At 48.0% G+C, this 20,559-nt stretch carries 5 protein-coding genes; all 5 read left to right on the forward strand.

Features of this window, described 5'->3' with window-relative positions:
* The first annotated feature begins 478 nt into the window (after positions 1-478).
* The 5 genes from QUA27_RS10800 to QUA27_RS10820 all read left to right on the forward strand — a co-directional run bounded on the left by QUA27_RS10800 (position 479) and on the right by QUA27_RS10820 (position 20,507).
* A complete protein-coding gene (locus QUA27_RS10800) occupies positions 479-9,010 on the forward strand; it encodes a non-ribosomal peptide synthetase (protein ID WP_333067943.1) in 8,532 nt (2,843 codons plus the stop codon).
* A gap of 101 nt (positions 9,011-9,111) precedes the next feature.
* Complete coding sequence (locus QUA27_RS10805) at positions 9,112-13,797, forward strand: non-ribosomal peptide synthetase (RefSeq protein WP_333067945.1); 4,686 nt, start codon at positions 9,112-9,114, stop codon at positions 13,795-13,797.
* 1 nt (position 13,798) lies between these two features.
* Positions 13,799-17,071, forward strand: coding sequence for a non-ribosomal peptide synthetase (locus QUA27_RS10810; RefSeq protein ID WP_333067946.1), 3,273 nt, complete (start codon positions 13,799-13,801; stop codon positions 17,069-17,071).
* Between the two features lie 210 nt (positions 17,072-17,281).
* Positions 17,282-18,970 (forward strand): pyridoxal-dependent aspartate 1-decarboxylase PanP, encoded by a 1,689-nt coding sequence (panP, locus tag QUA27_RS10815; protein ID WP_333067947.1) that lies wholly within the window; start codon positions 17,282-17,284, stop codon positions 18,968-18,970.
* Positions 18,957-20,507 (forward strand): condensation domain-containing protein, encoded by a 1,551-nt coding sequence (locus QUA27_RS10820; RefSeq protein ID WP_333067950.1) that lies wholly within the window; start codon positions 18,957-18,959, stop codon positions 20,505-20,507. Before panP ends, QUA27_RS10820 begins: the two co-directional genes overlap by 14 nt.
* Positions 20,508-20,559: the final 52 nt, after the last annotated feature.

Here is a 20,559-nt window from a genome sequence, read left to right on the forward strand (position 1 = left end):
TGTCAAGAGTTAACTAATGAAAACTAATTGCATTTTAAAATAGGGGGTTTAACCCCTCACACTAGTGAGTTACCACTTGATTATTATGGTTTTTTGTCAGGGCTAGACAAACTACCGCCTAAAATGCTATGGCAAAAGTTAGAAAAGATTCTCATATAGGTAATGAGAGGAGTCAATAAATCTCTCAACTGCTCTTGACAATAAATATCATCTAGCATAGGATGCTTAAAGTCGATAGCCGTAAAGCCCCTGAAGCTGATATCGAAGCTGGCTCGGACTGAAATCGCCCCGGAGCCATTGCCGAACAGCGCGATCGACAAAAAACGTGAAAACAAGCGCTAATACCCGGATTGAAGACTCAAACGCGCTGATGGGAGACTCGTAACGCCCGACAACTGTTCACAGAACGTCTATGTGGAAAGAATTTGGCGGAACTGGTTGGCGTACTGCAAACAAGATTTATAGGTAAAAAGAATCGATGAGTGACGCAAACATTAAGGGACACCAACTCACCGAAAGTTGTACCAATTTAGTAGAACTCCTAAAAAACAGAGCGCTACACCAACCAGAGCAGAAATATACATTTCTGTTAGACGGAAAAACTGAAACCGCCAGTTTGACTTATCGAGAGTTAGATGCGATCGCCCGATCGCACGCCGTGCGACTTCAGACATTGGGAGTCACTGGCGAACGAGCCTTACTGCTTTTCCCGCCAGGATTGGACTATCTCGCCGCCTTTTTTGGATGTTTGTACGCCAAAGTTATCGCGGTTCCCCTCTATCCGCCGAAGCTGAAACGGAATTTAGCGAAAATTAGCGCGATCGCCAAAGATGCAGGAGCAACAGTTGCGATCGCTCCCGCGCGACACTTGGAAAATTTAGAGCAGCTATGCGAGCAAGCGCCGGATCTCAAAGCGATGCGCTGGCTGAGTGCAGAGGCGCTTTCCGATGACGGCGAAAAGTGGCAGCAGCCACCCATCCATTCCGACTCCGTGGCTTATCTTCAGTACACTTCCGGCTCAACCTCCACCCCCAAAGGCGTAATGGTGAGCCACGCAAACGTTTTGTACAACATCGAATACATTCACCGAGGCTTTGACCACGATGCCGAAAGCGTTGCGGTAACGTGGCTCCCCCACTTTCACGACATGGGGTTAATTGACGGATTGCTCAAACCTTTGTATCTGGGAATTCCCTCTTACTTCATGCCGCCAGCGGCGTTTATTCAGAACCCGATGTGCTGGTTGGAAGCTATTTCGCGCTACAAAGCTACCCACAGCGGCGGGCCAAATTTTGCTTACGACTTGTGTGCTAGCAAAATAAGCAAAATGTTGGGCGATGGCGAAAAAATGCTCGACTTGAGTAGTTGGCGCGTCGCCTATAACGGCGCAGAACCCATCCACAAAGAAACCCTAGAGCGATTTACCCAAACTTTTGAACCCTGCGGTTTTCAGGCGGATGCCTTTTGTCCTGCTTACGGAATGGCAGAAACCACGCTAAAAATTGCCACGGTTCGCAGCGGAACAACACCGACTTTCTTACCTGTTGACGCTGGGGCGCTGGAAAATAATCACATTGTAGAAGTTGCCGAAGGCGATCGTGGCGCGAGAACTTTAGTCGGCTGCGGTTTCCCTGAATTTGGCACTAAAGTTGCGATCGTCAATCCCGAATCTCTGATGCAATGCCAGCCGCAGGAAGTCGGAGAAATTTGGGTAGCTGGCGAAACAGTTGCGCGAGGCTATTGGAATCGCCCAGAAGAAACAGAAAAAACTTTCCAAGCGTATCTTTCTGATACCAGCGAAGGGCCATTTTTGCGAACAGGAGATTTAGGCTTTTTACGCGATCGCGAACTGTTTGTTACAGGGCGACTCAAAGATTTGATTATCATCCGAGGTCGCAATCTTTACCCCCAAGATATAGAAAGAACGGCAGAGCGCAGCCATCCCAGTTTGCGGCAAGGGGCGATCGCGGCATTCTCGGTGGAAGTCGCAGGCGAAGAACAGCTCGTTATCGTGCAAGAATTGCAATCTCGCAAAGCGCCGGATAATGCCGAGGAAATTATCAGCGCCATCCGCTCTAGCATTGCTCAAGAATATGAAGTGCAAATTTATGGAGTAGTGCTGATTAAGCCGGGAAGCATTCCGAAAACGACCAGCGGTAAAATTCAACGTCGCGCCGCCTGTGCTGACTTTATAGCTGACAATTTGGAAGTGGTCGCCAGTAGCATTTTAGAGTTAGCTGATTCGGTGGAAATCGACAATCAACTCACGCGAGAAATTCTGCTGAGAGCCGAGTTAGAAGAACAGCAAGCACAGTTAGAAATCTATTTGCGACAGCAGGTAGCGAGGGTGCTGAAAGTCAGCGTTTCCCAAATCCACTCGGCACAGGGTTTTAGTAATTTTGGTTTGGATTCATTGGCGGTATTTGAATTTAGAAATCAGATCGAAACCGATCTAAAAATAGCTTTATCAATAGAAGATTTATTCCAGGAATTAAGCCTTGCTCAACTGGCTGCCAAAATTTTAGAAAAATTGGTACTGGTACAAGCGCCGAAAATTGCGTCTATTCAAACCGTTTCTCGCCTACAAAACCTCCCCCTGTCTTTTACTCAAGAGCGCTTATGGTTCTTTGACCAATTGGAACCAGGAAACCCCTTCTATAACCTCTGCGGTGCAGTTCGGATTACAGGACAACTCAATGCAGAAACACTCAGGCAAAGTATTGAGAAAATTATCGAGCGACACGAGATTTTAAGAACTGCGTTTGCTGGTGGTGAGAAACAACAGATACAAGTTATTTTTGAGGCAATAATTTTCCCATTACCGCTGATTGATTTGAGCGATCGCTCCCCGGATGAACGTGAAAAACTAGCACAAAAACTGTGTGCTGAAGAAGCACAATTGCCCTTTGATTTAACTCACCCAAATCTGCTTCGTGCCAAACTTCTGCGTCTATCTGAGACTGAACATACTCTGCTTTTATCCGCCCACCATATCATTTTTGATGGCTGGTCTTTGGGCGTATTTTTACGGGAACTAGCTGCCTTTTATGAAGGTATTACTAAAAATAATTTAGCCTCGCTTCCACCGCTGCCAATTCAGTATGCAGACTTTGCAACTTGGCAGCGCCAACAAATGCAGGGAGAAATATTAGAAACTCAACTTACTTACTGGAAGCAGCAGTTAAGTGGCAGTGCAGCGGTTCTAAATTTACCAACCGACTTTTCTCGTCCCGCTGTTCAAAGTTACAAGGGAGGTCGGCAATTATTTGAATTGCCAGAGAACTTAACCGAGGCAATCAGGCAATTGAGTCGCCGCGAAAAAACCACTCCCTTTATGACATTGCTGGCAGCATTCAAAACCCTGCTTTACCGCTACACGGGGCAAGAAGATATCCTCGTCGGTTCACCAATTGCCAGCCGCAACAGCAGCGAAACCGAATCATTAATTGGATTTTTTGTCAATACTTTAGTCCTGCGGACTGACTTAAATGGAAATCCAACTTTTCGAGAATTGCTGAATCGAGTGCGAGAGGTTGCATTAGGTGCTTACTCGCATCAAGATGTACCGTTTGAGAAGTTGGTAGAAGAATTGCAGCCGAATCGAGATTTAAGTCACTCGCCTTTATTTCAGGTGATGTTTGCCTTTCAAAATGCCTCTGAATTCGCCTTAGAATTGCCGAATTTAAGCTTGAACTGCCAACAGATTCACAGCGACACAGCAAATTTCGATTTAACCCTGGAATTAGAAGCCACAGCAATAGGTATTAGAGGCTGGTTTGAGTACAGCATAGACTTATTTGAAGCGGCTACAATCGCGCAAATGGCAGGACACTTTCAGAACTTATTAGAAGGCATCGTGGCGAATCCCTCCGCGCGTTTATCAGATTTACCGCTGCTGGCAGAAACAGAGCGGCAGCAACTTCTATTTGAGTGGAATAATACTGGGACAAATTACTTCCAAAATGAGTGCGTTCACCGTTTGTTTGAAGCGCAGGCTGCGAAAACCCCTGATGCGGTGGCGGTGCGATTTGAATGCCAAAGTTTGACCTACGGAGAATTAAATAACCGCGCGAATCAACTCGCACATTACCTGCACTCTTTCGGCGTAAAACCCGATGCCATAGTCGGCGTTTATATGGAGCGATCTCTCGATGCGATCGTCGGAATCTTAGGCGTATTAAAAGCAGGCGGCGCTTATTTGCCCCTCGATCCGAACTATGCCAAAGAACGTCTTAATTTCATGTTAGAAGACGCTGGAGTTCAGGTATTGCTAACGCAAGCACAATTAGCCGCTGACTTGCTAGTACCCAATATTTACGCGATTTGCTTGGATGCAGAATGGGAGATAATTTATCAAGAAAATCAGTCAAATCTTGATAGCGCGGTTGGGCCAGAAAACCTCGCTTATATCATCTATACATCCGGGTCTACCGGCAAGCCAAAAGGAGTGATGGTTCAACACGCATCTTTGGCAAATTATACGCAGGCTGCAAGTGTAGAATATGGCATCGAACCAGGCGATCGCATTCTCCAATTTGCTTCCCTCAGCTTCGACGCCAGCGCCGAAGAAATCTATCCCTGTTTAACGCGAGGCGCAACTTTGGTACTGCGCGGAAATTCCATGTTAGACAGCATTTATTCTTTCCTGCAAAAATGCCGGGAATGGGAAATCACTGTATTGGATTTGCCGACAGCTTACTGGCGCGAATTAACTGCCAGACTCAGCATCGAAAACGCAGAATTTCCCTCATCAGTGCGCTTGACAATTATTGGCGGAGAAGCAGCGCTTTCAGCATCCCTGGATCAGTGGCAAAAGTGCGTATCAGAAAAAGTGCGGCTCGTCAATACTTACGGCCCCACAGAAACAACAATTGTCGCGACTTGGTGCGAGTTATCTGGGAATATTCCTACTGCAAAATCGCTGCCGATTGGACGCCCGATTCCAAATGCCCGCACCTATGTACTCGATGCTAATTTGCAACCAGTTCCGATCGGAGTCCCCGGCGAACTTTATATCGGAGGTGCGGGGGTTGCGAGAGGATATATAAACCGTTCGGATCTGAATCGAGAAAAATTTATTCCCGATATTTTTAGCAGCAAACAAGGCGATCGCCTTTACAAAACAGGCGATTTAGTCCGCTATCTCCCCGACGGGAATTTAGAATTTCTCGATCGCACAGATCGCCAAGTGAAAATTCGCGGTTTCCGCATTGAGTTAGGCGAAATCGAATCCGCACTCAGCCAACATCCAGACGTGCAAGAAGCAGTCATTCTCGCGCGTGAGGAAGATTCAGGCGAAAAGCGCTTAATTGCTTACCTCGTTTTAAACTCAGCACTCAGCATTGGGAACTCCGCACTGATTAAAAATCTGCGTTCTTTTCTCCGGGAACAACTGCCAGATTATATGGTTCCTGCCAGTTTTGTGTGTTTAGAATCGATGCCGCTGACGCCAAACGGCAAGGTAGATTTTAAGGCACTTCCTGCACCGGAAACCAACAGATCGGAGGCAGATTTTATCGCACCTCAAACTTTAGAAGAACAAGTATTAGCTGAGGTTTGGGCTGAGGTTCTGGGTTTAAAACAGGTGGGAATCAATGACAATTTCTTCGAGTTGGGAGGTCACTCTTTGCTGGCAACTCAACTGATTGCCAAGGTGCGCGATCGCTTTCAAGTCGAGCTATCATTGCGCTGCTTGTTTCAATCCCCTACTGTCGCCAGTCTGGCAGTTGCGATCGCACAAGCTAAGAGCCAGCAGTCGCGCGAACCCCTGATTTCACTGCCCGCGATCGCCCCCGATCCTCAAAACCGCTACAAACCATTTCCGCTCAATGAAATGCAGCAGGCGTACTGGATCGGCAGAAATAGCTTTTTTGAAATGGGCAATGTTGCCATTCACGGCTATGTAGAAATTGAGAGCGACGAGTTAGATTTAGAGCGGTTTAGCCTTGCGTGGCAGCGAGTTGTAGAGCGCCACGATATGCTGCGCGCGATCGTACTTCCGAACGGACAGCAGCAAATTCTGGAAAACGTGCCCGCTTATAAAATTGAGGTTTTGGATTTGCGATCGCTCGATCCAGAGGTTGCCGGTGAAAAACTCGAAGCAATTCGCGATCGCCTTTCTCACCAAGTGCTGCCGCTCGATAGCTGGCCGCTGTTCGAGATTTGCGCTTCGCAAATAAACAATCGCCGCATCCGGCTCCACATCAGCATTGACGCCTTGTGCATAGACGGCTGGAGTTTTCAAATTCTATTTCAAGATTTGGTAAAATTTTACCGCAATCCCAATAGTGCGATCGCGCCCTTGCAACTGTCTTTCCGCGACTGCGTATTAGCCGCGATCGCCTTAGAAAACTCCCCATTTTACCAGCAATCCTTAGATTACTGGCGCACTCGCCTCAAAACCCTGCCGCCAGCGCCGGAATTGCCCCTCGCCAAACAGCCGAATTCCTTAACGCAGCCGCGATTTAAACGCTGGAGCGATCGCCTAGACTTGCCAACCTGGCAGCGCCTCAAAACGCGCACAGCTCGCGCCAGCCTCACTCCTACGGGTTTATTGCTAGCTGCCTATGCCGAAGTTCTTTCCCTGTGGAGCAAAACGCCTCGGTTTACCCTCAACGTGCCTCGCTTTAATCGGCTTCCCTTCCATCCTCAAGTTGAGGAAATTATCGGAGAATTTGCCTCATTTACTCTGTTAGAAATAGACAACTCAAAGCCAGAAAGTTTTGAAGTACGAGCCAAGCGACTGCAAGAACAACTTTGGCAAGATTTAGAACACCAATATGTCAGCGGCGTGCGCGTTTTGCGAGAACTCGCCCAAGCGCAAGGTACAACTGCAGCGTTGATGCCAGTTGTGTTTACGATCGATCCGCAAAACGCGCCAGGGGAAGATACTTCTATCTTTTCTCTCATTCAAGAATTGGGAGAACTGGTTCATATTATCGGTCAAACGCCGCAAGTTTGGATCGACGCGCAATTTACCGAAACTGCTGACGGGCTTTCTTTTAGCTGGGATGCGGTGGAAGAACTCTTCGGGCCAGGGATGATTGACGATATGTTTGAAGCCTACTGTCGCCTATTGCAACGCCTCGCCAATGAAGAGGAAACTTGGCAGAAAACGGTGCAGTTTCAGCAAGCCTTTACTAACAGCATTGAGGCACCCATTCCCGATGTATTGCTGCACGAATTGTTTGCTGAGAAAGCCGCGTCGCGATCGCACGAACCGGCCATCATTACGCGCGATCGCACCCTCACCTACGAGGAACTATATCTGCGATCGAATCAAGTCGCTCACCGATTGCGGAAGCTGGGAGCTCGCCCCAACCAGTTGGTTGCCGTGGTTATGGAAAAAGGATGGGAGCAAATCGTCGCTGTGCTGGGCATTCTCGCATCCGGGGCAGCTTATTTGCCCGTAGATGCGGCGCTACCAAAAGAGCGGCTGCGGTATTTGCTGGAAAATGGCGAAGTTGAGATTGTTTTGACGCAATCTCACTTAAATCAGCGATTGGAATGGCCGGAAAATGTGCGGCGAATTTGTCTCGATACCGACGAATTGGCGGCCGAAAGCGGCGAACCTTTGGAGTCGGTCCAGGAACCGGAAGATTTAGCTTATGTGATTTATACTTCCGGCTCAACTGGCTTGCCGAAAGGCGTGGCGATCGCGCACCGAGGTGCAGTCAATGCGATCGCTCAGACAAATCAAGTGTTTAATGTGACCGAGTGCGATCGCGCGATCGCAGTCACCGCACTGCACCACGATATGTCGGTTTACGATATTTTCGGCATCCTAGCAGCCGGGGGAGCGATCGTCATTCCCGATGCCGCACAACGGCTAGACCCCGCTCACTGGACTCAATTGATGGTAAAAGAGCGCGTCACCATTTGGAACTCGGTTCCCCCGATGATGGAAATGCTGCTCGATTACGCTGCCGGACGTTCTGAGGTGTTGCCGGAGTGCTGGCGCTGGGCGTTTCTCGGCGGAGATTGGATACCGATAACGCTGCCTCAGAGGTTGAGGGCGATCGTCAAAGAATGTCGGGTTGTGAGTGTCGGCGGGCCAACCGAAACTACCCTTTGGAATATTTGGTATCAGGTAGAAACTGTTGACCCTTCTTGGAAAAGCATTCCCTACGGATCGCCTATCGCCAATACACGCTATTACATTTTGAATGAAAGGCTAGAAGACTGTCCCGTCTGGGTTGCCGGCGAGATGTGCTGTGCCGGGGTTGGACTGACAAAAGGATACTGGCGGAATGAAGAAAAAACTCGCGCCAGCTTCGTCACGCACCCCGTCACGGGCGATCGCTTGTACCGAACGGGAGATTTAGGGCGCTATCTCCCTGACGGCAATATCGAATTTTTAGGACGAGAAGATTTCCGCCTTAAAATTCGAGGATTCCGCATCGAAGCAGGAGAAATTGAAGCTGCTTTGAACGAGCACCCAGCAGTCAAAGCATCCATTGTCACCGCATTCGGAGAAAATCACAGTCAAAAACGCTTAGTAGGGTATATCGTTCCACAACAAAAGGCTGTCCTTGCGGTTGAAGAATTGCGACAATTCCTGAGCGAAAAACTGCCAAATTATATGGTGCCGTCTGCATTTATAGTTTTGGACGCGCTGCCGCTTTCGGCGAACGGCAAAGTTAACCGCAAGGCACTGCCTGAACCGGATGCCGCAATTCCAGAAGCAAAGATTTTTGTTGCACCGCGCACTCCTATTGAGGCAATGTTAGCGATAATTTGCTGTGAGGTTCTCGGCATCGAACAGCTAAGCATGGCCGATAACTTTTTTGAACTAGGAGGAAATTCGCTCCTGGCCATTCAATTAGCAGCTAAGGTACGAGAATATTGTCAGATAGAATTGCCTTTGTGCGAGATTTTTGCAGGACGATCGCTCGCCGTACTTGCAGAAAAGATTGCTGAAGCCAAAAATAAAAATGCGGCCGTTGAAGAACCCGCGATCGCGCCAGTTTCGCGATCGGCGTACCGCATGAAACTGTCATCTTTGCGCTAAACACAAATCAGTGATGAGTCATGGGTGAGCAGCCAATAACTCATAACTAATCCCCAAATATCGGCTGCAATCCCAATTACCAATTACCAGTTACTAATCCCATGACGCTGCATTTTTCCGAAAAACCTCTAACAGATACTCGCGAATCGGCAAATACTGCCGAAGAAGAAGTATTTGCCTTTCCCACCTCTTTTGCCCAGCAAAGACTGTGGTTTATCGATCAATTTGAACCGGGAAACCCTTTTTACAACCTTCCGGCGGCTGTGTTACTCAAAGGCAGGCTAAATGTAGTAGTGCTAGAACGAAGTTTCAAGGAAATTGTGCGCCGTCACGAAGGTTTGCGGACGACATTTGCCACTGTAGACGGTCAACCTGTGCAGGTAGTTCGTCAGCAATTTAATTTCGGGCTGCAAGTTTTAGACTTGCAAAAATTGCCAGAAATTCAACGAGAAGTAGAAGTAAAAAGACTAGCAGCAGCAGAAGCTAGTAAACCTTTTGACATAACCAAAGGGCCGCTGTTGCGATCGAGTTTGCTCCAGTTAGATGCTGAGGAATATGTCTTGCTGCTGACGCTACACCACATTATTTTTGATGGTTGGTCAATCGGAGTCTTTCTGCAAGAATTAGCAGCACTTTACGAAGCGTTTTCGATTGGCAAACCATCCCCACTTCCCGAACTTTCCATACAGTACGCCGATTTTGCTATTTGGCAGCGGGAATGGCTTGCGGGCGAACACTTGCAAACTCAAATTAACTACTGGAAAAAGCAGCTCAGCGGCGCTCCTCCGTTGCTCGAATTGCCAACCGATCGCCCCCGTCCCCCGGTGCAAACCTATCGGGGCGGGAAAGAATCATTTCTCATCCCAAAAACGCTAACTGAAGCCCTCAAAAAGCTCAGGCGCCAGGAAAATGTCACCCTGTTTATGATGCTGCTAGCAGCCTTTAAAACGTTGCTCTATCGCTATACAGGACAGGCAGATATCCCCGTTGGCTCTCCCATCGCCAACCGCAACCGAGCGGAAATACAAGGGCTAATCGGGTTTTTTGTCAATACTTTGGTATTGCGAACTGATTTGTCAGGTGCTCCCACTTTCCGGCAGTTGCTCGATCGCATTCGGGAGATGAGTTTAGAAGCTTACGCTCACCAGGATTTGCCGTTTGAGAAACTGGTTGAAGAGTTGCAACCCGATCGCAATTTGAGCTACAATCCACTGTTCCAAGTTGCTTTTGTTTTGCAAACTGCACCTGTTGCTGCGGAATCAATCGGCGGGCTCAATCTCACTCTTTTAGATGTTGAAAATCATACAGCAAAAGTTGATTTAACGCTGCATTTAGAAGAAAAGCAGGAAGAAATAAGCGGTCAGTTTGAATACAGCACAGATTTATTTGATGCGGCCACAATCAATCGGATGGCGGGGCATTTGATCGCGTTGCTGGAGGGCATAGCTGCCAACCCAGCTCGGCGGATTGAAGAGCTACCGTTGCTGGGGGAAAAAGAGCGGCATCAGTTGTTGGTAGAGTGGAATGACACCCGCGCCGATTATTCGAGCGATCGCTGCATTCATCAATTATTTGCAGCGCAGGTTGAGCGAACTGCCGATGCCATTGCCGTCGTATTTGAAGAGCAAAAACTCACCTACCGCGAGCTGAATGAACGAGCCAACCAACTCGCGCATTACCTGCAAAAACTCGGCGTCAAGCCAGAAGTTTTGGTGGGAATTTGTGTCGAGCGATCGCTTGATACGATCGTCGGTATTCTCGGAACTTTAAAAGCCGGGGGCGCTTACGTTCCGCTCGATCCAGCCAACCCTCGCGATCGCCTTGCTTTTATACTCGAAGACGCGCAGGTAAATGTGCTGCTGACTGAGGAAAAGTTGTTGCAAACCCTTCCTAAATCCAGCGCCAAAATCGTTTGCCTTGATGCGGAGCGAAGTGCTTTCTCCCAACACAGCAAAGAAAATCCCGCCAGCGCCACTACTGCCGAAAATCTCGCCTATATCATCTACACTTCCGGCTCAACTGGCATCCCCAAAGGCGTTTTAGTTCCTCACTCAAACGTCGTCCGCCTGTTTGCTGCTACCCACTCGCGGTACAACTTCAACGAGCAAGATGTGTGGACGCTGTTTCACTCTTATGCCTTTGACTTCTCAGTCTGGGAAATTTGGGGCGCTTTACTCTACGGCGGGCGACTCGCGATCGTACCTTATTCAGTCAGCCGATCGCCCCAAGATTTTTACAGCTTGCTGTGCAAAGAAAAAGTCACAGTTCTCAACCAAACTCCTTCTGCATTTTACCAGTTGATAAAGACAGAAGAATCTGTCGGAATTGGCGAAGATTTAAGCCTGCGCTTAGTAATTTTTGGGGGGGAAGCTTTAGACTTGCAAAGCTTAAAACCTTGGTTCGACCGGCACGGCGATCGGCACCCCCAACTTGTCAATATGTATGGCATTACAGAAACAACTGTCCACGTCACCTATCGGCCGCTGACTGCCGCTGATTTAAGTAAAAATGCCAGCCTTATTGGCCGTTCAATTCCTGACTTGCAAGTTTACCTGCTCGATCGCAACTGCCAACCCGTTCCGATCGGCATCCCTGGGGAAATTTACGTTGGCGGCGCGGGCGTCGCGCGGGGCTATCTCAATCAGCCAGAATTAACGGCCGATCGGTTTATTCCCAACCCCTTTAATGACAGTTTGAAAGCGCAGTTGTACAAATCGGGAGACTTAGCTCGCTATCTGCCAAATGGCGATATTGAATACTTGGGACGAATTGACCACCAAGTAAAAGTGCGCGGTTTCCGCATCGAATTGGGAGAAATTGAAGCAGCCCTAGGACAGCATCCAGATGTCGCCCAAGCTGTGGTGGTAGTGCGAGAAGATGTACTGGGCGATAAGCGTTTGGTAGCTTATATCATTGCTAACTCAACACAAAATAAGCATTCAATACTGATTCACGAACTGCGCTGCTTTCTGAAAGAAAAATTGCCGGAATACATGGTGCCTGCTGCTTTTGTGACGCTGGAGGCGCTGCCTTTAACAAACAACGGCAAAGTCGATCGCAAAGCGCTTCCTGCACCGGATCGCGATCGGCCAGAACTCGAAGAGGCATTCGCCGCGCCTCGCACAGCTATTGAGAAAATCCTAGCGGAAATTTGGGCGCAAGTATTGGGGTTAGAACAAGTGGGAATTGACGACAATTTCTTTGAATTAGGCGGCGATTCTATCCTCAGCATTCAAGTCATTTCTAAAGCCAATCAAGCGGGGTTGCTCCTCACTCCTAAACAACTGTTTCAGCACCAAACTATTGCACAGTTAGCCACCGTCGCCGATACAACTGGGATTCAACAATTGGAACAGGGATTAATCGTTGGCGAAGTTCCTCTGACACCGATTCAGCACTGGTTTTTAGAGCAAAATCTCTCTGATCCACACCACTGGAATCAGGCGGTGCTTTTAGAGTTGCAGCAACCTCTCGAACCTGCATTAATTGAGTCAGTTTTGCAAGAATTGCTGAAGCACCACGACGCGCTGCGCCTGCGTTTTGCGCGAGGAGAATCTGGCTGGCATCAGGCGATAGCCAATCCCGACGAGGTTGCTCCGTTTACCTGCATTGATTTGTCGTCGCTACCTCCAGAGGAGCGAGAAGCCGCTTTCCAAACCGCCGCCACTCAGTTGCAAGTTAGTTTGAATTTGTCAGAGGGGCCATTACTTCGCGCTGCCCTATTTGACTTGGGCAAACATCAGCCAAATCGCTTGTTATTTGCCATTCATCACTTAGCGGTTGATGGGGTTTCATGGCGAATTTTAATTGACGATTTCCAGACAGCTTATGGGCAGATTAGCCGCGACGAAACAGTCGCACTCCCGCCCAAAACAACCTCATTTAAGCAGTGGGCAGAACGCTTGCAGGAGTGGGCGCGATCGCCCGAATTGCAGGGAGAGTTCGATTACTGGTTCGCCCTTTCTCAAAAACCAACTTCTCGCTTGCCGGTGGATTTCCCAAACGCAGCCAATTTAGTTGCATCTGAAAAGACAGTATCCGTTGCTTTGAGTGTGGAAGAAACCAAACTGCTCTTACAAGAAGTACCTGCCGCTTACCGCACTCAAATTAATGATGTATTGCTAACTGCTTTAGGTCAAGCATTTGAACGCTGGACAGGCAATAACTCACTTTTACTTGACTTAGAAGGTCACGGGCGCGAAGATATATTTGAAGGAGTAGATTTGTCGCGCACCATCGGCTGGTTTACAGCACTTTTTCCCGTTCTGTTTAATTTAGAACAACCTTCCGATCTAGGGGCTACCCTCAAATCAGTGAAAGAGCAGTTACGCGCAGTGCCAAATCGCGGTATTGGCTGCGGTGTCCTACGATATTTAAACCCAGAAATTGCTGAAAATTTGCACAAATTGCCGCAATCTGAGGTAAGCTTTAATTATCTCGGACAGTTTGACCAAGTGCTGCCGAAATCTTCTTTATTCATGCTGTCCTCCGAGCCTAGTGGCCCCCTTCGCAGCCCGCGCGGAAATCGGCGTTACTTGCTGGAAATTAACGGATTTATTGCCAGCAACAAGCTGCAATTAGATTGGACGTACAGCGAAAGCATTCACCGACGAGAAAGCATTGAAAATTTGGCAACGGGCTTTATAGAATCCCTGCGATCGCTAATTCAATACTGTCAGTCCCCCGACGCCGGCGGCTGCACTCCTTCTGACTTTGCAGAGTTTAAGTGGAGCCAGTGGAGCCAGGACGATTTAGACAACATTACCGCAATTTTGGCAGAGCTTTAATATGACCAAAGGCAATATCGAAGATTTTTATCCCCTCTCCCCAGCGCAGCAGGGCATTCTCTTTCATTCCCTTTACCAGCCAGAATCGGGCGTATATTTCGGGCAACTGCTGTGCGTATTGCGCGGCGATCTCAATGTTTCTGCGTTGAGAAATAGTTGGCAAAAAGTTGTAGAGCGACATCCCATTTTGCGGACTTGTTTCGTGTGGGAAAAATTGAAAGAACCCGTGCAAGCGGTGCGTAAACAGGCTGCATTATCTTGGCAGCAGATGGACTGGCGATCGCTCTCTGCATCGAAACAACAACAGCAGCTAGAAACGTTCCTCAAAGCCGATCGAGAGCAGGGCTTTGACTTGACATCAGCTCCCTTAATTCGCATTGCACTGGCGCAGTTAGAAACAGATACTTTTCAGTTTATTTTGAGCCACCACCACTTAGTTTTAGATGGGTGGTCGCTGGCGATCGTTCTTGAGGAAGTTTTTGCATTTTATCAAGCCTTCTCCCAGGGCGAGGAATTGCACCTCAAACGCCCTCGCCCTTATCGGGATTACATCGCGTGGCTGCACCAGCAAGATTTATCGGCGGCTGAGTCATTTTGGCGGCAAACTCTCAAAGGTTTTGCAGTTCCAACTGCGATCGCCCGCGGCAATATTGTCGCGGGAAACCGTTTAGAAAATAGTGGCGAACAGCAGGTGATATTTTCTGCAACAGCCACCGCCGCACTGCAATCTGCCGCGCGGCAGCATCAGCTAACATTAAATACCCTCGTACAGGCAGCTTGGGCGCTACTTTTGAGCCGATACAGCGGCGAGGAAGATGTGGTTTTTGGTACGGTTGTCTCCGGGCGACCGCCAGAGTTAATGGGTGCTGAATTGGTAGTGGGGCTGTTCGTAAATCCTCTGCCAGTGCGCGTAAAAATTGACCCAAAGCATTCTATTTTATCCTGCTTGAAAGAACTCCAAGCGCAACAAGTTGAGGCGCGGCAGTATGAGTACAGCCCCCTCGTTGAGGTGCAGGGGTGGAGTGAAGTTCCTCGGAGTTTGCCTCTATTTGAGAGTTTGGTCGTTTTTGAAAATTATCCTTCGGATGCTTCTTTGCAGGAGAAGATTCACAACTTAAAAGTAGAGAATATTCGCTCCTTGGAAACAACGAATTATCCTCTAACGGTGATGGCGATGCCGGGTGCGGAATTGACGCTGAAAATTATTTTCGATCGTAGCTGCTTTGAGGACAGTGCGATCGCACGGATGCTCGGACACCTGCAAACTTTACTCGAAGGAATGACTGCCAATCCTGAGCGGAAACTGTCAGAATTGCCCCTATTGAGCGCCGCCGAACGCCAGCAATTACTTGTCCAGTGGAACTACACCCAAGCGGATTACCCCAAAAATTCCTCAATTCACGAATTATTTGCAGCGCAAACAGAGCGAACCCCGGATGCAGTGGCTGCAATTTGCGAAAATGAACAATTGACTTACCGCGAATTGAATGCCAAAGCCAACCAAATCGCGCATTACCTGCAATCTCTAGGTGTAAAAACCGAAGTTTTGGTGGGAATTTGCTTAGAGCGATCGCTGGAAATGCTGGTAGCTATTTTGAGCATTTTAAAAGTCGGTGCAGCTTACGTTCCTGTCGATCCTGCTTATCCCCAAGAACGCCGATCTTTCATGCTGGCAGACGCAAAAGTTCCGGTGCTTTTGACTCAAAAAAACCTCCTAGAAAACCTCCCCGAACACAGCGCTAAAGTCGTCTGTATCGACGCCGAATGGCAGGAAATTTCCCGCCAGAGCGATCGCAACCCCGCTGTTAAAGTGGAAGCCGATAACCTCGCTTACGTCCTCTACACTTCCGGCTCGACAGGCACTCCCAAAGGCGTACTCGGCACCCACCGAGGCACAGTCAATCGCTGTTTTTGGAACCCCTACCCTTTGATCGAAGAAGATATTTGCTGTCAAAAAACGTCCTTAAACTTTGTCGATTCGGTTTGGGAAATCTTTGCTCCTTTGCTGCATGGGTTGCCAACTGTGATTATTCCCGATCGAGCCGTCAAAGATATTAACCAATTCCTTCAAACCTTATCAAAGCAAAATGTAACGCGACTGGTGCTAGTTCCTTCTTTGTTGCGCGCTATCTTAGATTCCTTCCCTGATTTAGACAGGCGTTTGCCTCAATTAAAATATTGGATTTGCAGCGGAGAAACTCTGCCGATGGAACTTTGCCAGCAATTTCGAGAGCAGATGCCCCAGCGGGTATTAATCAATCTTTATGGCTCTTCGGAAGTAGCTGCGGACGTGACGTGGTACGATGCAACTAACTGTGTCGAGAAAGTTCCAATCGGTCGCCCGATCGCCAACACGCAAATTTATCTGCTCGATCGCAATTTGCAGCCCGTTCCGATAGGAATTCCCGGCGAGATTTACGTCGGCGGCGATGGATTGGCACAGGGCTACTTAAACCGCCCCGACTTAACCTCGGAAAAATTCATTTCTAACCCGTTTGGGCAAGAAAAATTAGATTTTCTCGGTAATTCTCATCAAAAAGTTTTGTTCAAAACAGGCGATATCGGTTGTTACCTGCCGGATGGTAATATAGAATTTCTGGGCCGTGGCGATTGCCAAGTAAAAATTCGCGGTTTCCGCATCGAACTCGGAGAAATAGAGGCAGCACTTTCTCAACATTCTTCTGTGTCCACCGCTGCTGTTTTGCTTCAAGAAAATGAACCAGGCAGTCAACGCCTAGTCGCTTACCTAGTTCCTAACTCAGGGTTCAGAAATCAGCACCCAGAACTTATTTCCGAACTGCGTTCATTTTTGAAGCACAAACTTCCCGATTACATGGTGCCTTCAGCTTTTGTGCTATTAGATGCGCTGCCATTAACGCCCAACGGAAAAATTGACCGCCTCGCCTTATCTCAAAGGTGCGATTACGTTTTTGATGAAACAGCCTTCACTGAGCCACAAACGCCCACAGAGGAAAAAATTGCTGAGATTTGGACTGCTCTTTTAGGGCTAGAAAAAGTAGGAACTAACCAAAACTTTTTTGACCTCGGCGGTCACTCTCTGATGGCAACACAGTTAATATCGCGAGTGCGATCGTGCTTTGGGGTAGAGTTAGCGCTGTGCGATTTTTTTGCCGCTCCCATCATTCAGAATTTAGCTGAACTGGTCGAGGAAGAAATTCTGGCAAACGCCGATTCTAACCAGATAGATGAATTGCTCGATCTCTTAGAAAAGAGTGATGGAGAGTCAGCACAAACTGTGTCGCTGACTGAGTAAATATAGCCTTTCGAGCGTAACATGAGGTGCTCTGGCGGGCATAGGGCATAGGCCTGGTGTGGGCATAGGGCATAGGACTCGCCCCCATACCTCACCACGCGATCGAACCGCTATATAGGGTTGGTAAAAAAACACAAAAAGCCTTTTTCTCCTTAAGGCTTGGGTAGGAAATAGGAGATTTAAAAAGCTAATTTAACAGGATTGATTCGGATGAGTAAACTAACAGTAAAAGCCAAAGACTCTCAAGATGTAATGCAGCAATTAAAAGCCTCTGTTACCCCACTTGAAGAAAAGTTAATGGAGCTATTCAGTGCCTCAGAAAAGTCATTTGTGGCAGAAGAAGCAATGGAGGAGCGAATTTCTGCCCTAGTTCAAGACTTTTTGTACGCAAAAACCGCTAGTACAGATATTGACTTAGAGTTAATTATTCAGGAGTTTAGGGAAAACAAAATTCCCGCCCTTCCTACAGATGTTGGCAATTATATCGATGATTTGACCCAAACCCTCGTTGCCCATTCCATTCACACATCTTCCCCCCGATATATCGGTCACATGACGAGCGCACTTCCCTATTTTGTGCGCCCGATCGCGAAGCTGTTAACCGCGATGAATCAAAATTTAGTCAAGATGGAAACGGCCAAAGTTTTAAGCCCCTGCGAGCGCCAGACTTTGGCAATGATCCACCGATTAATTTACGATTTTTCTGAGGATTTTTATAACCAGCACATTCAAAAAAGTGACAGCACGCTCGGTATCATGACAACGGGTGGCACCCTAGCTAATATCACAGCTTTGTGGTGCGCTCGCAACACTTCTTTAGGGCCAAAAAATAACTTTAGTGGCATTGAAAAAGAAGGGTTGTACGCAGCTTTAGAGTTTTACGGCTACAAGGGAATGGTGATAATCGGCTCCAATTTGATGCACTATTCTTTTGAAAAGGCTGCCGGTTTATTAGGCATTGGCGATCGCAGTCTCCTAAAAGTCCCCACCGATTCCAATCACCGCATGGATTTGGCAGCGCTGCGCCAAACTGTAGCCGAATGTCGCGATCGCAACCTGCACATTCTAGCAATTATCGGTATTGCAGGCAGCACAGATTCGGGAAGTATCGATCCGCTTCCAGAAATAGCCGCGATCGCCCAAGAAGCAAACGCTCACTTTCACGTCGATGCCGCTTGGGGCGGCCCCGTGCTTTTTTCCGAACGTCACCGGCACAAATTCGCAGGCATTGAACTAGCAGATTCCGTCACCATAGATGGACACAAACAAATGTATTTGCCAATGGGAATCGGTCTGGTTTTATTCCGCAATCCCCAAACCGCCAAAGTTATTGAAAAACACGCACCCTACACGGTGCGAAAAGACTCCATCGATCTAGGCAAGCGCTCTCTCGAAGGCTCTCGACCAGGTGCGAGTTTGTTCTTGCAAGCAGCCTTGAATATCATCGGCCATCAAGGCTATGAATTTTTGATAGATGCAGGCATCCATAAAACGCAGCACTTCGCCAATTTAATTCGGGAAAATCCAGAATTTGAATTGCTGCTAGAACCAGAAATTAATATTCTTTTATACCGCTACATTCCAGAAACCTTCAGGGAAAAAGCAGCCAAAAAACAACTAGCCGAAGCAGACAACCACTTCATCAATCAATTTAACGAGCGCCTTCAGGAGGCCCAGCGCCGAGCCGGTCACACCTTCGTATCGCGAACAACCCTGCAAAACACCTGTTATGGCAAAACCATTCCCATTGTTGCTTTTCGAGTCGTCCTTGCCAACCCCCTCACCACTGAAGCAGATATCAACGTTGTTTTAAACGACCAGCTAAAAATAGCAGCAAAGCTTTCCTTAACTATCACAAACAGCGACCACTGCGAGGAGGTGAATTATGATGTCTACTAATCGTTCAGAACGACTGAAAAACCTCTCGCCCCAGAAGCGAGCGCTCCTCATCAAAGCATTGGGCAAACAGGCAGTACAGGCTGAGCAATCTCAGCGCATTCCCAGGCGATCGCAGCAAAATTCGGCTCCCCTTTCTTTTGCCCAGCAACGGCTGTGGTTTCTCGATCGATTGTCTCCCGAAAACCCTGCCTACAACCTTCCTGCTGCTGTGCGTTTGCAAGGACAATTGAATTTGTCGGCACTGCAACAAACACTCAATGAAATTGTCAGGCGTCACGAAGTTTTACGGACTGCTTTTGCAGAAGTGGACGGGGAACCTGTTCAACTGATTTCTCCTTCCTTGGATTTCGCTTTGTCGGTGGTAAACTTGCGACATTTACCAGAAACTGAGCAGAAAGCTGAAATTGAGCAGCGTACTCTTGAAGAAGCCCAACGCCCCTTTGACTTAACGCGATCGCCCTTACTGCGGAGCACTCTGCTGCAACTTAGTTCGGCAGAGTATGTGTTGCTGCTGACGATACACCACATTATTTCTGATGGTTGGTCTATGGGGGTGTTGGTGCGAGAAGTAGCCGCACTTTATGAAGCTTTTTCCACTGACAAACCCTCTGGGCTGCCTGAACTTCCCGTGCAGTATGCCGACTTCGCCAGTTGGCAGCGGCAGCATTTCCAGGGAGAGAAATTAGAAAAACAGCTCGCTTATTGGAAACAGCAACTGGGTGGCACTGTAGCTGTGCTGTCAACAGATAAGCAGCGCTCTCCCGTGCAAACTTTCCGAGGGTCGCAGCAATCTTTTGTGATTTCTGCTTCTTTAACTAAAAGGCTGAAAACGCTCGCCCAGCAACAAGATGTCACCCTATTTATGACGTTGTTGGCAGCATTTCAATCCTTGCTATCCTGCCACATAAAGCAGGATAACCTCGCTATTGGCTCTCCAATAGCCAATCGCAACCGCCTTGAATTAGAGGAACTGATTGGATTTTTTGTCAATACTTTAGTGCTGCGAATTGACACCGCAGGTAATCCAACTTTCCGCGAACTCCTCGGTAGAACACGCGAGGTAGCGTTAGCAGCTTACGCTCACCCCGATGTCCCTTTTGAAAAGCTCGTGGAGGAATTGCAGCCGGAGCGAAATCTCAGCTATAACCCGCTGTTTCAAGTGTGGTTTGTACTCCAGAATGCGCCCATGCCACCCCTGGAGTTAGCAGGTTTGACCTTGAGCATTCTGGAATTCGATGTCGGTATGTCGAGACACGACTTAAGCCTCACTCTCTGGGAGGTTTCAGAAGGAATTCAAGGCTTATTTGACTACAAAACAGACTTATTTGAGGCTGCGACCATTGCCCGAATGGTGAGAGGTTTCCAATCCCTCCTCAACCAGGTAGTCATCCAGCCAGATATCAAAATCGACGACTTGGCAGAAATTCTTGCTGAAGCAGAAAGGCAGCACCAAATCGAGCAGGAAAAACAAATTCAGATTTCGGGAATTCAAAAATTAAAAATGGCTAAACGCAAAGTTATGAAAAGTTTAAAATGATGGCTCAATCTCTCAGTTTTTTTCGGGAAAAAGGAAAAAATTTTTCACAAAA

This window comes from Microcoleus harperi Pol14_C6 (assembly GCF_036701295.1).
Lineage (GTDB): Bacteria > Cyanobacteriota > Cyanobacteriia > Cyanobacteriales > Microcoleaceae > Microcoleus.